The organism is Arthrobacter sp. NPDC058192, from assembly GCF_042883665.1.
Lineage (GTDB): Bacteria > Actinomycetota > Actinomycetes > Actinomycetales > Micrococcaceae > Arthrobacter.
On record NZ_JBHVVJ010000003.1, the window covers coordinates 15,893 to 28,540 of the forward strand.

At 68.8% G+C, this 12,648-nt stretch carries 11 protein-coding genes and 1 riboswitch; of the genes, 4 read left to right on the forward strand and 7 right to left on the reverse strand.

The annotated features are described in order from the left end of the window. The gene (locus ACFVVK_RS03760; RefSeq protein WP_390263659.1) at positions 1 to 804 is read right to left on the reverse strand and encodes a DUF1003 domain-containing protein; all 804 of its coding nucleotides are present in this window, start codon (positions 802 to 804) and stop codon (positions 1 to 3) included. After that, entirely contained in the window at positions 785 to 2,068 is a 1,284-nt protein-coding gene (locus ACFVVK_RS03765) for a magnesium transporter MgtE N-terminal domain-containing protein (protein ID WP_390263662.1), read from the reverse strand. The genes ACFVVK_RS03760 and ACFVVK_RS03765 overlap by 20 nt, the downstream gene beginning before the upstream one ends. Before the next feature lie 77 nt (positions 2,069 to 2,145). On the opposite strand from ACFVVK_RS03765, the gene ACFVVK_RS03770 reads away from it, so the two are divergent. Beyond that, positions 2,146 to 3,039: a general stress protein gene (locus tag ACFVVK_RS03770; protein ID WP_390263665.1), complete on the forward strand. Its 894-nt coding sequence runs from the start codon at positions 2,146 to 2,148 to the stop codon at positions 3,037 to 3,039. Positions 3,040 to 3,156: 117 nt separating this feature from the next. On the opposite strand, the gene ACFVVK_RS03775 is transcribed toward ACFVVK_RS03770, so the two are convergent. Continuing rightward, complete coding sequence (locus ACFVVK_RS03775) at positions 3,157 to 4,740, reverse strand: aminopeptidase P family protein (protein ID WP_390263668.1); 1,584 nt, start codon at positions 4,738 to 4,740, stop codon at positions 3,157 to 3,159. Between the two features lie 126 nt (positions 4,741 to 4,866). On the opposite strand from ACFVVK_RS03775, the gene ACFVVK_RS03780 reads away from it, so the two are divergent. Further along, a complete protein-coding gene (locus ACFVVK_RS03780; protein WP_390263671.1) occupies positions 4,867 to 5,712 on the forward strand; it encodes a PHP domain-containing protein in 846 nt (281 codons plus the stop codon). Between the two features lie 72 nt (positions 5,713 to 5,784). Here ACFVVK_RS03780 and ACFVVK_RS03785 read toward each other — a convergent pair whose 3' ends face one another. The 4 genes from ACFVVK_RS03785 to thiE all read right to left on the reverse strand — a co-directional run bounded on the left by ACFVVK_RS03785 (position 5,785) and on the right by thiE (position 10,981). Then, complete coding sequence (locus ACFVVK_RS03785) at positions 5,785 to 6,660, reverse strand: DNA-methyltransferase (protein ID WP_390263673.1); 876 nt, start codon at positions 6,658 to 6,660, stop codon at positions 5,785 to 5,787. Between the two features lie 9 nt (positions 6,661 to 6,669). Further along, entirely contained in the window at positions 6,670 to 8,403 is a 1,734-nt protein-coding gene (locus ACFVVK_RS03790; protein ID WP_390263676.1) for a DEAD/DEAH box helicase, read from the reverse strand. Positions 8,404 to 8,708: 305 nt separating this feature from the next. Then, positions 8,709 to 10,208, reverse strand: a complete 1,500-nt coding sequence (locus ACFVVK_RS03795) for an RNB domain-containing ribonuclease (protein ID WP_390263678.1) — start codon at positions 10,206 to 10,208, stop codon at positions 8,709 to 8,711. A gap of 77 nt (positions 10,209 to 10,285) precedes the next feature. Continuing rightward, positions 10,286 to 10,981, reverse strand: coding sequence for a thiamine phosphate synthase (gene thiE / locus ACFVVK_RS03800; RefSeq protein ID WP_390263681.1), 696 nt, complete (start codon positions 10,979 to 10,981; stop codon positions 10,286 to 10,288). 26 nt (positions 10,982 to 11,007) lie between these two features. Further along, positions 11,008 to 11,129, forward strand: a riboswitch (TPP riboswitch). Here thiE and thiO point away from each other — a divergent pair. Together thiO and thiS are read left to right on the forward strand one after the other, a co-directional pair. Further along, positions 11,123 to 12,415, forward strand: a complete 1,293-nt coding sequence (gene thiO / locus ACFVVK_RS03805; RefSeq protein ID WP_390263684.1) for a glycine oxidase ThiO — start codon at positions 11,123 to 11,125, stop codon at positions 12,413 to 12,415. (Overlaps the previous riboswitch by 7 nt.) Further along, positions 12,412 to 12,648, forward strand: a complete 237-nt coding sequence (thiS, locus tag ACFVVK_RS03810) for a sulfur carrier protein ThiS (protein WP_390263687.1) — start codon at positions 12,412 to 12,414, stop codon at positions 12,646 to 12,648. The genes thiO and thiS overlap by 4 nt, the downstream gene beginning before the upstream one ends.

The window sequence follows — 12,648 nt, forward strand, 5'->3', positions numbered from 1 at the left end:
TCAGCTTTCGGGGGAGGTGCGGTGTGCAGGCAGGCGGGTGGGGCCGGCGTCATTTCCCCCGGCGGGGGTTGCCGGGGAATTTGCCGACGGGGTCGACGGCGCATCCGCCGGCGGGACGCCCCGCTTGCCGCCGGGCTTCACGCGGGGGATCTGCTGGGTCCGCGGGCCGCGCTGCTTGTCGCGCCGGTCCTTCAGCTTCTCCTTGACCTTGTCCCGCGGTGGCTCGTGGGAGCCGGCCGACGGATCATGGGCGCGCAGTTCCTCCTGGGCCTCCAGCATGTCCTCCAGCAGGCTGCGCAGCTCGGCGCGGACGTAGTCGCGGGTGGCGACCTCGCGCAGCGCGATGCGCAGGGACGCCAGTTCACGGGTCAGGTACTCGGTGTCCGAGAGGTTGCGTTCGGCCCGCTGGCGGTCCTGCTGGAGCGAGACTTTGTCTCGGTCATCCTGCCGGTTCTGGGCCAGCAGCAGCAGCGGCGCGGCGTATGAGGCCTGCAGGGACAACATGAGGGTCAGCAGCGTGAAGCCCAGCGCCCTCGAGTCAAACTGCCATGCCTCTGGGGCCCACGTGTTCCAGCCCAGCCAGAACACACAGAACACGGTCATGTACATCAGGAACTGGGGTGTGCCCATGAACCGGGCGAAGCCCTCGGTGGCGTGGCCGAAGGCGTCCGGGTCTGGACGGAAATTGGGTAAGATCCGCTGCCGGCCGCTCAGCGGCGTATCCAGGGCGCCGGAGGCCTTGCTGCCCGGGCGGGTGCTGCCGGAACCCCGGGGGGTGCTCATATCAGCCAATGCGGCCTCCAAGTTTCCTTATCGGGGCGTCGTCCTCGTGGGCGCGCCAGTCATCTGGCAGCAGGTGATCCAGCACGTCGTCAACAGTCACCGCCCCCACAAGCCGTCCGTCGTCGTTGACAACAGGAAGGGAATTAAGGTTGTACGTGGCCAGCGCCCGGGCCACCTCGCTGATGTGGGCCTGGTCGGAGACCGGTTCCAGGTTCTTGTCCACGAGGTTGCCCAGCGGCTCCGGCGGCGGGTAGCGCAGGAGCTGCTGGATGTGGACGACGCCGAGGAAGCGCCCGGTGGGCGTTTCCAGCGGCGGCCGGGCTACGAAGATCGAGGACGCCAGGGCCGGGGAGAGCTCCTCCCGGCGGACGTGCGCCAGGGCCTCGGCCACGGTGGCCTCCGGGGGAAGGATGACCGGAACCGGAGTCATGAGACCGCCAGCGGTGTCCTCGTCGTATTCGAGCAGTCGGCGGACGTCCTCGGCACCTTCGGGCTCCATCAGTTGCAGGAGTTCCTCGGCCTGGGCGCTGGGGAGTTCGGCGAGGAGGTCGGCGGCGTCGTCGGGATCCATTTCCTCCAGGACGTCGGCGGCGCGGTTGACGTCCAGGGCGGAGAGGATCTCCACCTGGTCGCCTTCGCGCATTTCCTGCAGAACGTCGGCGAGCCGCTCGTCCTGGAGTTCGCTCGCGACCTCGAAGCGGCGCTTGTCGCTCATCTCCTGGAGGGCTTCGGCGAAGTCGGCCGGCTTGAGGTCCTCATGGGTGGCCACGAACTGGGTGGCGGCCTGGGGTTCGGTCTTGGCGCCCTGCCGGGCATCGGTCCAGTCGATAATCAGGGTTTCGTTGCGGCGCAGCCTGCTCAGCGGCGAAAGGGAGTGGCCGCGGCGGACGAAGAGTTTGCTGACGAACCAGTCGCCGGAACGGTGCCGGTCCATCGCGATGTCCTCGATGGTCGCATCCCCGCTGCCGTCCGCAAGGGTGACCCGGCGGTCGAACAGTTCGGCCACCACGAGGGTCTCCGCGCCGCGCTGTTCAAACCGGCGCAGATTGACCAGCCCGGTGCAGATGACCTGCATCTGGTCGATGGAGGTAATCCGTGTCATCGGCACGAACACGCGCTTCTTGCCCGGAACCTCGACGACGATGCCCACCACGTGCGGGGCGCCCCTGGTCCCGCGGGAGAGCACCACGACGTCGCGCAGGCGGCCCAGACGGTCGCCCAGCGGGTCGAAGACGTCCAGTCCGAGAAGGCGCGCGACAAACACCCGCGAAAGATTCGTGCTCACTCCTACAGGCTACCGAGTCTGCTCTCTTTTAGCTGAATTTCCAGCCGCACACCGGCCGGATGGGGAAGAATGGGCGTATGTCAAACATTTTTGGTGCCCCCAGGGCCGGTGCCCCCAATGGCCCGGACGAGGCGCGCGCCGTCCCGAGAGGTGACGTCGTCGGTTCCTACAACTCCTACCTGGATGCCCAGAAGGCGGTGGACTACCTGGCAGATCAGCAGTTCCCCGTGCAGATGGTTTCGATCGTCGGCAACGAGCTGAAGATGGTGGAACGGGTGACCGGCAGGCTCACGTACCCCCGTGTCGCTTTGTCCGGCGCGCTCAGCGGCATGTGGTTCGGCCTTTTCGTCGGCGTCATGCTGTCCTTCTTCTCCACGACCCCGGGGTATTTCTCGATCGTGACGTCCGTGCTGATGGGCGCGGCGTTCTTCATGCTGTTTGGCATCGTCACGTACGCCATGCAGCGCGGCAAGCGTGATTTCACCTCAACCAGCCAGGTGGTGGCGAGCAACTACGACGTCGTGGTGTCCTTCGAGGCCGCGGGCGAAGCCCGGCGCCTGCTCCACCAGCTGCCCATGACGCCGCATGACGCGGCTCCGGCTGCCGGTGGTCATGCTGCCGGTTACCCGCAGCACGACTACCGGCAACAGCAGCCGCAGCAGCCCCAATCCCAGCAGCCGGGACAGCAGGGCGGGGCACCCCAGCGCCCCGCGGGCTGGAATGACCCGTACGGCCAGAGGACGCCGGGGACCGGCAGTGAGCGGTCGGGCAACGAGCCGTCCGGCGGTGAGCAGGCTGGGGCGCCGAGCCACGCCCCGGCCGCGCCCGGCACTGCCGACGAGGCGGCCCGGCAGGGCGGCCGCGTTTCGGGAGTGAGTTATCCGGATCTCCCGGACGGCCGTCCGCAGTACGGCGTCAGGGTCACGGACGGCGACAAGGCCGCCCCGGGCCAGGACGGCCAGCAGCCCTGACTTTAGCGGCACTGAATTTGGTGCGCGGATTTAGCACAAAAGGGAGCGTCCCGGACAACCGGAACGCTCCCTTTTTTAGTGTGTTTTCTGTAGTGCGTTTTTGTCCTACAGCAGGGTCTACGGCGTCTGGGCGTCGACTTCCAGGTAGATGCCCGCCATCCAGGACTCGACGTCGTCGGCCTTCCGCGGCAGGGCGGCGCTGAGGTTCACCGGGCCGTCGGCGGTCATGAGGATGTCGTCCTCAATCCGGACGCCGATGCCGCGGTATTCCTCGGGGATGCCGATGTCCTCGTTCTTGAAGTACAGGCCGGGTTCGATCGTGAAGACCATGCCGGGCGTGAGCACACCGTCGAGGTACAGTTCCCGTTTCGCCTGGGCGCAGTCGTGGACGTCGAGGCCGAGGTGGTGGCTCGTGCCGTGCGGCATCCAGCGGCGGTGCTGCTGGCCTTCGGGGCTGATGGCATCCTCCACGGAGACGGGCAGGAGGCCCCATTCGGCGAGCCGTTCGGCCAGCACCGTGGTGGCCGCCGTGTGAATCTCCCGGAACCGGGTGCCGGGCTGGGCGGCGGCAAAGCCGGCGTCGGCGGCGTCGAGCACTGCCTCGTAGACCTTGCGCTGGATCTCGGAAAACGTGCCGTTGGCCGGCAGCGTGCGGGTGACGTCCGCCGTGTACAGGGAGTCGGCCTCCACGCCGGCGTCCAGGAGCAGCAGTTCTCCGGCGTTGATCCTGCCGGTGTTCCGCGTCCAGTGCAGCACTGTGGCGTTGTTGCCGGAAGCGGCGATGGTGTCGTAGCCGAGCTCGTTGCCTTCCTCGCGGGCACGGGCGAAGAACGCCCCTTCCACGACGCGCTCGCCGCGCTGGTGGGTCAGCGCCCGCGGCAGCGCCTTCACGACATCCGTGAACCCAGCCACGGTGGAGTCGACGGCGACCTTCATCTGTTCGATTTCCCACTCGTCCTTGAGCAGGCGGAGTTCGGAGAGGGCCTCGGTGAGCTTGTCGTCCAGGGCGTCCAGGACGCTCAGGTCCAGGTTGTCCGGATCTTTGGCCGTGTTGTAGCGGGCGGTGTCCACGAGGGCGTCGATGTTCTCGTCAACCTTGCGGACCAGCCGGACGGAGATGCCGCCGATCTCGGGAGCGCCGACGTTCTTGGTGATGGCCAGTTCGAGTTCGCGGATGTCCGCGGTGTCCAGTCCTAGCCTGGCGTTGAACTCGGCGAGGGTGGGGCGGGCACCGATCCAGAACTCGCCGGAGCGGGAGTCGGCGTAAAACTGCTCGGTGTCGCGGCCGGCCAGGGGCCGGAAGTAGAGCGTGGCGTGGTGGTTTCCGCCGTCGTCGCCCGTGCCCTCCGCCACCGGCTCCAGGATCAGAACCGCATCCGGCTCGTGGTCCAGGCCGAGGCCGGTGAGGTGCGCGAAGGCCGAGTGCGGCCGGAAACGGTAATCGCAGTCGTTGGAGCGGATCTTCAGCGGGCCTGCGGGGATGAGCAGGCGTTCACCTTTGAACTGCACGGAAATGGCCCGGCGCCGGGCCGCGGCGTGGCCTGCAACGGCGTCCCGTTCGGGGAGCTGCTGCGTGGCCGGTGCCCAGTTGCTGGCCATAAACGCCTTGAAGGCATCGGAGCTGGGACGCTGGGAGCGGTTGCTGACGCGCTCTTCGAGGGGCTGGGAAGCGGAGACTTGGGTGCTATCTGCATCGTTCACGGTCCCATCGTCTCACCAGCGCCGCGGCTTAGGCCAACGGCGCGCCCCCGCGGCCTAGGCCAACGGCGGTGCATCGGTCAGCGCGCGGGCGGGGCTTTGGATCCGGCCATCTACTAGGCTGGTGAGGTGAGGATTGACCTGCATGCGCACTCGAACGTATCCGACGGCACCCAGGCGCCGGCCGACGTCATGGAGTCCGCCGCAGCTGCCGGGCTCGACGTCGTCGCCCTGACCGACCACGACTCCACGGCCGGGTGGGCGGAGGCCGCCGCCGCGGCCCGGAAAACCGGGGTGGCCCTGGTCCCGGGCATGGAGATCTCGTGCCGGACGGCGGAAGGCATCAGCGTCCACCTGCTGAGCTACCTCCACGACCCCGCCCACCCGGGGCTCCTCGAGGAAATCACCAAAGCCAAGGATGCCCGGCACACGCGGGCCCAAAAGATGGTCACTCTGCTGTCCGAGGACTATCCGCTGACCTGGGACGACGTGATCCACCACGTCGCGCCGGGCGCCACTCTCGGCCGTCCGCACATCGCCGACGCGCTCGTCGCCGCAGGTGTGGTGGAGGACCGGACCGAGGCCTTCAGCTCCATCCTCACCTCGCGCTCGCGCTACTGGGTTCAGCACTACGCGCCCGAGCCGGCGGTCGCCGTCGAACTGGTCCGTGCCGCCGGCGGCGTTCCAGTCTTCGCGCACCCCGTTGCGTCTGCCCGAGGCCGGATCGTGGGTGAAGAGACCTACCGGGAGATGATCGACGCCGGACTGGCCGGCCTGGAAATCTATCACCGTGACAACCCGGAGGAGGGCAGGACGTTCCTCCGCCGCCTGGCCGAGCGCTATGGCCTGCTGGTCACCGGCTCGTCCGACTACCACGGCGCCGGGAAGCCGAACCTGCTGGGGGAGAACGTGACCTCCTCGGAGGTCCTGGCCCGGATCGAGGAGCAGGGCACCGGCTGTTCCGTGGTCCGCTGAGCGGGCGTCCTCATTCCCAACTAACTGGCAGCAGGGGCCGTTCTGGACGTCCAGAACGGCCCCTGCTGCGAGCTACTTGGGCGGCTCGAACGTGGTGAACTGCGCCTTCGCGGACAGGCGCTTGGCCATGACGTCGACGGCGGCCTGGTTCTGGTCCACGCACACGAACTTCCGGTCGAGTTTCGCGGCCACGGCGCCGAGCGTGCCGGAGCCGGCGAAGAAGTCCAGGCACCAGTCGCCGGGCCGGCTCGAGGCCGCTACCACGCGCCGGATGAGGCCCTCGGGCTTCTGCGTCGGGTAGCCGGTCTTCTCCCGGCCGGTGGGGGAGACGATCGTGTGCCACCACACGTCCGTGGGCAGCTTGCCGAGCTCGCGCTTGGCGGGCGTGACCAGCCCGGGCGCCATGTACGGCTCACGGTCCACCTCGGCGCTGTCGAAATGGTACTTCGCCGGGTTCTTGACGTAGACGAGGATGTTGTCGTGCTTCGTGGGCCAGCGGTACTTGGCCCGCGCACCGTAGTCGTAGGCCCAGATGATCTCGTTCAGGAAGCACTCACGGCCGAAGATGGCATCCAGCATGACCTTCGCGTAGTGCACCTCGCGGTAGTCCAGGTGCAGGTACAGGGTCCCGTCATCGGCCAGGAGCCGCCAGGCTTCCACGAGCCGGGGCTCGAGGAAGGACCAGTAGTCGCTGAAGGCGTCGTCGTAGCTGTGCAGTGCGCCCTTGATGGTGTCGTAGGACCTGCCCTTGAACCCGACCCGGTCGCCCTCGCCCCCGGCGTTGAGCACCATCTTGGTTTCCTGGCGCCGTTGGACCCGTCCGGTGTTGAAGGGCGGGTCCACGTAAATCAGTGTGAAGGCGCCGTCCGGCAGCATTGGGAGGTACTCCGCGTTGTCCGCGTGCACCACCAGGTTGCTGCCGTCCGGCGCCCAGACGGTCTCAGTCATCGTCAGGGGTTAGGCCTCGGCGTTGCTCGGCTGTGCGTCGCCGCCGGCGACCACCTCGCCGTTGCGGCGGCGGGTGCGGGTGCGACGCCGGGCACGGGTTGCCCGGTCCACCTCGGTTGGGGCCTTCGACGGCGCAGCGGCTGCGGCTGCGGCTGCGTCCGGGCCGCCGGCCGCGGGGGCTGCGGCTGCTGCCTGGGTGCCGGCCCCGGCATCGGCGGGACGGCGACGGCGGCTGCCGGACCGTCCGCCAGCCTCGGAGCCGCTGCGGCGCGCTTCGCGGGCACCGCCCTTTGCGCTGTCGCGGCCGCCGCTGCGGCTGCTGTCACGTCCGCTGTCCTTTGCGCCGGCGCGCGTGGGCTTCTTGCCGGTTTCCCCCAGGTCTTCGAGGACTTCGGCGTCGACGCCGGCCAGCACGCGCTTGTCGCGGGGGAGGCGGCCCTTCGTGCCTTCGGGGATGTCGAGTTCCTCAAAGAGGTGAGGCGAGGAGGAGTAGGTCTCCACGGGCTCGGGGACGCTCAGTCCCAGGGCTTTGTTGATCAGTCCCCAGCGCGGCATGTCGTCCCAGTCGACAAAGGTCACGGCGGTGCCCTTGTTGCCGGCGCGCCCAGTGCGGCCGACGCGGTGCAGGTAGATCTTTTCGTCTTCAACGCACTGGTAGTTGATGACGTGGGTGACGTCGTCGACGTCGATCCCGCGGGCGGCGACGTCGGTGGCCACGAGGACGTCGACCTTGTTGTTGCGGAAGGCACGCAGTGCCTGTTCACGGGCGCCCTGGCCGAGGTCGCCATGGATGGCGGCCGCGGCGAAGCCGCGGTCCACGAGTTCCTCGGCCACCTTCGCGGCGGTGCGCTTGGTCTTGGTGAAGATGATGGTGCGGCCGCGTCCGCGGGCCTGCAGGATGCGGGCGACTACCTCCACCTTGTCCATGCTGTGGGCACGGTAGATGAGCTGGCGGATGTCGCGCTTGGTCAGGCCTTCGTCATCCGGGTCCGCGGCGCGGATGTGGGTGGGCTGGCTCATGTAGCGGCGGGCCATGGCGATGACCGGGCCGGGCATGGTGGCCGAGAACAGCAGCGTCTGGCGGACGGCCGGGGTGGCGGCGATCAGCGTTTCGACGTCCGGCAGGAACCCGAGGTCCAGCATTTCGTCGGCCTCATCGAGGATGACGACCTTGACGTTTTTCAGGCTCAGGTGCTTCTGCTTGTAGAGGTCAATCAGGCGTCCGGGCGTACCGACGACAACTTCGACGCCGTTCTTCAGCGCCTCGACCTGCGGCTCGTAGGCCCGGCCGCCGTAAATGGTGGCGATGCGGGCGTTGCGCTTCCGGGCAGCGGTCTCGAGGTCGGCCGCCACCTGGACGGCGAGTTCGCGGGTGGGCACGATCACGAGGGCCTGCGGGGCGCCGGGAACGGCCAGCTTGTCGAACCCGGCGTCGTCGCGGCCGACGACGCGCTGCAGCGCCGGGATGCCGAAGCCAAGGGTCTTGCCGGTGCCGGTCTTGGCCTGGCCGATGATGTCATGGCCGGACAGGGCGACCGGCAGCGTCATCGCTTGGATCGGGAAAGGGTGGGTGATGCCGGCGTCGGCAAGGGACGCCACAATGTCGGCCCGGACGTTGTAGTCGGCGAAGGTCTTTTCGGCAATCTCGTGCGGTTTTTCGTCCGAGATGATGGTTTCTTCAGGCTCGATGGTTTCCGTGCCGGACTCATCGGTCAGAAGCTGGTGCGTATGCAATTCACTCACAGGGGAGTTTCCTTATTCATTTGGGCTGCGCTGCTTGCTCAACGGGGCCGGCCGGGGAGGCCGTTCCGGAGCACGCTCAGGCGCGCAAGCAAATCCAGTGGAAGCCGATCGCGGGCTATCTAAATGCTGGCACTGGGGACCAGCGGGTGTATCTCAAGATCGCGTAGGGGCGGGCTTGTTGAATTCGAAAATCATGGAAATCAACGACCGGGCATCCATTTCTACCTCTCCAGTCTAGCTGTACGGGGCCCCGATCCTCGACTTAGGCCCCGGCCGCGCCGCCGGGGCGCCCCCGCAGCCGGCAGTCAGAGCACCAGTTCCAGCAGGATTTCACGCGTGGCGATGTCGGAGGCGACCACCCGGACCCGGACCTGCGTGCCCGGCTCGAGCTCCCCGGGGCACCGTGCGGTCACCGCGGGCTCGGCGATCTGGACTATCCCGGACGGCCCGTTCCCGTTGCCGTTGGCCTTCCCGCCGTTCCCGTTGCCGTTGGTGCCGCCGTTGCTGCCTTTGGCGGGTTTGGGGCCGGAGAGGACGACGGCGTCGAATTCCTGGCCGATGTGGTTGACGAGCAGCGCGGCCTCCACTGTGTCCAGGGCGAGCCGCTCCAGCTTGGCGGCCAATTGGTCCGAGGTGGCCATGATGGCAGGAAGGGATGGCAGGGCCGCCCGCGCCCAGGCCGGAACTTCGGTGCCGTTGCTCAAGGCCTCGCAGATCACCAGCACGAACCGGTCAACCAGCCGCCGCAGCGGCGCCGTGGAATGGGCGTAGGCCGCGCCGATGGCGGACTGGACGGCGGCTGGCGGCACGGTGCCGTCGAAGGGCGTGTAGCCGGCGCCGCGGAAGAGCATGCCGGCAGAGTGCACGATGGCCAGCTGTTGGGGATCCATGGGGTCCAGGGTCCGCAGGTATTCGCCGTAGCGCATCTCCCCGTCCCAGGGCTTGCCGAGCGCGTGGGTCTGCCGGTGGAAGTGGCGCAGTGACGCCTCGTCGGGGGCGGGCATGGTGCGCAGGATACCGACCTTGCCCTCAAGCATCAGCTGCGCGGCCGCCATCCCGGTCATGAGCGAGATCTGGGCGTTCCAGTCCTCCACCGGCAGGGGCGGGACCGCCACAATCCGGTAGCCACCGTCGGGCAGCTGCTGGATCTCCTGCTCCGGCATGTTCAGGCTCGCACCGCCGCGGAGCCGTTCCAGCTCCACCCGTTTGATGCCGACCTCCTTTAAAAGCTGCAGCACGGGTGCCGCGGTGCCGGCGTCGAGCTCTGCCTGCACACCCTTGTAGCTGAGCTTGGCCCGGCTGCGCACCTGCGCGCGCCGCACGAGCACCGAGGTCACCTCCGCGGCGGCGTCAAGGTCGAACTCCCAGACGAACGCCGCGCACAGCTGGTCCGCCAGGAGGCTGCCGGCGGCTTCGCTGATGACCTCGGGATGCAGCGGGATCCGCCCGTCTGGGGTGTAGAAAGTCTGGCCGCGGCGGCGGGTTTCGGCGTCGAGGGCCCCGCCGGGGGCGACAAACGACGGAACGTCCGCGATGGCATAGAAGACCTTGTAGCCACCGTCGGAGCGCTCGATGTGCAGCGCCTGGTCCAGGTCGGTGGAGGATGCCGGATCGATGGTCACGAACTCCACATGCGTCAGATCCAGGTCCGGAAACTTGTGCTCGGCGACCGCCGCCTCCGCGTCCCGGAGCGCGTCCTCCGGGAACGGGCCCGGGAGCTCGAGCTCGGTGCGCAGCGCCTTGAGCGCTCCGGCGAGCTGGTTCTTCTGCTCGTGAACGCTCGGGGTCAGGCGATGATGGGACACGAAAATCAGGTTAGCCCGATTTCCGCCAATAGTCTTGGATCAGCAGCCCGGCCCCGGACGGCGCCCGCCAAACCGGCTCAGGAGTCTGCGGCGTCCAGTGCCGCCAGCAGTGCGCCCGCGGCGTGTGCCGGATCATCCGCGTCAGTGATGGCCCTGACCACGACGATCCGCCGGGCCCCGGCGTCCACCACCTGCTCCACGTTCCCGAGGTCGATCCCGCCGATGGCGAACCAGGGCACGACGCCCTCGACCTTGCCGGTCCCCTCCGCTTCGGCGCGGCTGATCGCCTGCGCGGCGTAACGCACCAGGTCCAGGCCGACTGCGGCACGTCCGGGCTTGGTGGGAGTCGCCCACACCGGTCCCACGCAGAAGTAGTCGAGGCCCTTGCGGCCCGGCGAGGACGCGATGGCGGCGTCTACCTGCTCCGGGCTGTGCGTGGACAGGCCCACCACGGTGTGTTTGCCGAGCAGGCCGCGGGCTGCGCCGAGGGAAATGTCCTTCTGACCGATGTGGAACACCGGCGCGCGGGACAGTGAAGCGATGTCCGCGCGGTCATTGACGGCCCACAGCCGGCCGTGCCGCGCGGCTGCGGCGTGCAGAACCTCCAGAAGCTCCAGCTCCTCGGCCGCCTCGAGCGACTTGTCGCGCAGCTGGATGATGTCCACTCCGCCGGCGAAAGCGGCGTCCACGAAGTCCGCGAAGTCTCCGCGGTCCCGTCGGGCGTCGGTGCACAGATAGAGGCGGGCAGTTGTGTGGAGGGAGTCCTGGCTCATGGCACCAGCCTAGTTCCTCTAAACTGGGCGGATACCGCGGGAGCCCCGCAGCCGCCATGTCGGCGCTGCATGGCTGAGAGGGCGTCAGAGCCGACCGCTTGACCTGATCCGGCTAGTACCGGCGTAGGGAAGGAATTTTCCATGGGCACAAGAACCAGCCATGAAGCCGAAGCCGCAGATGACGCGGTCAACGTCGCCGTCAACGCCGACATCACGGCCGACGTTGCCGTGATCGGCGGCGGCGTGATCGGCCACGGCATCGCCTTCGAGGCCAGCCGTGCCGGCCGGTCCGTGGTCCTGATCGATGACGCGCCCGGCAGCGGAGCCAGCTGGGCCGCGGCCGGCATGCTGGCTCCCGTCAGCGAACTGCATTACCAGGAGGAGCAGCTCCTGGAGCTGATGCTGGAGTCCTCCCGGCTGTGGCCCGCGTTCGCGGCCGCGATCGACGCCGCCGCCAGCTTGGAAACCACTGCGCCCGGCTCGGCAACCGGGACCGGTTACGTGACGACGCCGACCCTCGCCGTCGGCGCCGACGCCGCGGACCGGCGCGCGCTCGCGGACCTGCGGCTTGCCCAGCAGGCCTGCGGCCTCACCGTGGAACCCCTGACAGTGCGCGAGGCCCGCGGCCGCGAGCCATTGCTGAGCCCCGCCATCTCTTGCGCCTTCGACATCCCTGCCGACCACCAGGTGGACCCGCGACTGCTGGTCGCCCGGCTCGGCGAACTGCTCGACGCCGAGGGCCGCAACAGCTTCGTCCGGCGGCGCGCGGCCGGGCTGCTGTGGGAAGGCGGCCGCGTCGCCGGGGTCCGGCTGACCGGCGGCGGTTCCGTGCGGGCTACGGAAACCGTGGTCGCCAACGGGCTGGGCGCCGCCACACTCGACGGTCTGCCCCCGGGACTGGTGCTGCCGCTGCGCCCGGTCTACGGCGACATCCTCCGGCTCCGTGTGCCCGGGCACCTGCGGCCGCTGGTCACGGCCACTGTGCGTGGCATGGTGCGGGGGGTGCCGGTGTACATCGTGCCCCGGCAGGACGGCACGGTGGTGATCGGTGCCACCCAGCGCGAGGACGGTCCGGTCCATCCGCACGCCGTGTCCGCCGGCGGCATCTACCAGCTGCTCCGGGACGCGCAGCAGTTGGTGCCCGCGGTGGCGGAGCTGGAGCTGCTCGAAGCCACGGCGCGGGCCCGGCCCGGCACGCCGGACAACGCCCCGCTGCTGGGGCGGGCCGCGGACCCGGACGGCGGGGACGTGTCGGGGCTCATCATCGCCACAGGTTTCTTCCGGCACGGCGTCCTGCTGACTCCCGCGGCCGCCGCCGTCGCCCGGCAGCTCATCGACGGAACATCCGACCCGCGCTGGGAAGGATTCCGTCCCGACCGTTTTTCCCGCGTCCCCGGTGCGTCCGGGGACAGTCCCACCAAGGAAGCAGCATGAACATCAGACTTAACGGAACGGAGCAGAGGGTCGCCGACGGCGCCTCCGTCGGCACGCTCGTCAGCCAGCTCACCGGCCGCAGCATCGGCCCCGATGGGCAGGCCGCCGACGGGCGTAAACTCGGCGTCGCGGTGGCCCGCAACGCCGAAGTCGTGCCGCGCAGCCAGTGGCACGCCACCGCGCTCGCCGACGGCGACGACGTCGAACTTGTCACGGCAGTCCAAGGAGGATGA

Coding starts and splice junctions, on each gene's coding strand:
- ACFVVK_RS03770 (WP_390263665.1), top strand. CDS start 2,146: ATGTCAAACATTTTTGGTGCCCCCAGGGCCGGTGCCCCCAATGGCCCG.
- ACFVVK_RS03785 (WP_390263673.1), bottom strand. CDS start 6,660: ATGACTGAGACCGTCTGGGCGCCGGACGGCAGCAACCTGGTGGTGCAC.
- thiE (WP_390263681.1), bottom strand. CDS start 10,981: ATGAGCCAGGACTCCCTCCACACAACTGCCCGCCTCTATCTGTGCACC.
- thiO (WP_390263684.1), top strand. CDS start 11,123: ATGGGCACAAGAACCAGCCATGAAGCCGAAGCCGCAGATGACGCGGTC.
- thiS (WP_390263687.1), top strand. CDS start 12,412: ATGAACATCAGACTTAACGGAACGGAGCAGAGGGTCGCCGACGGCGCC.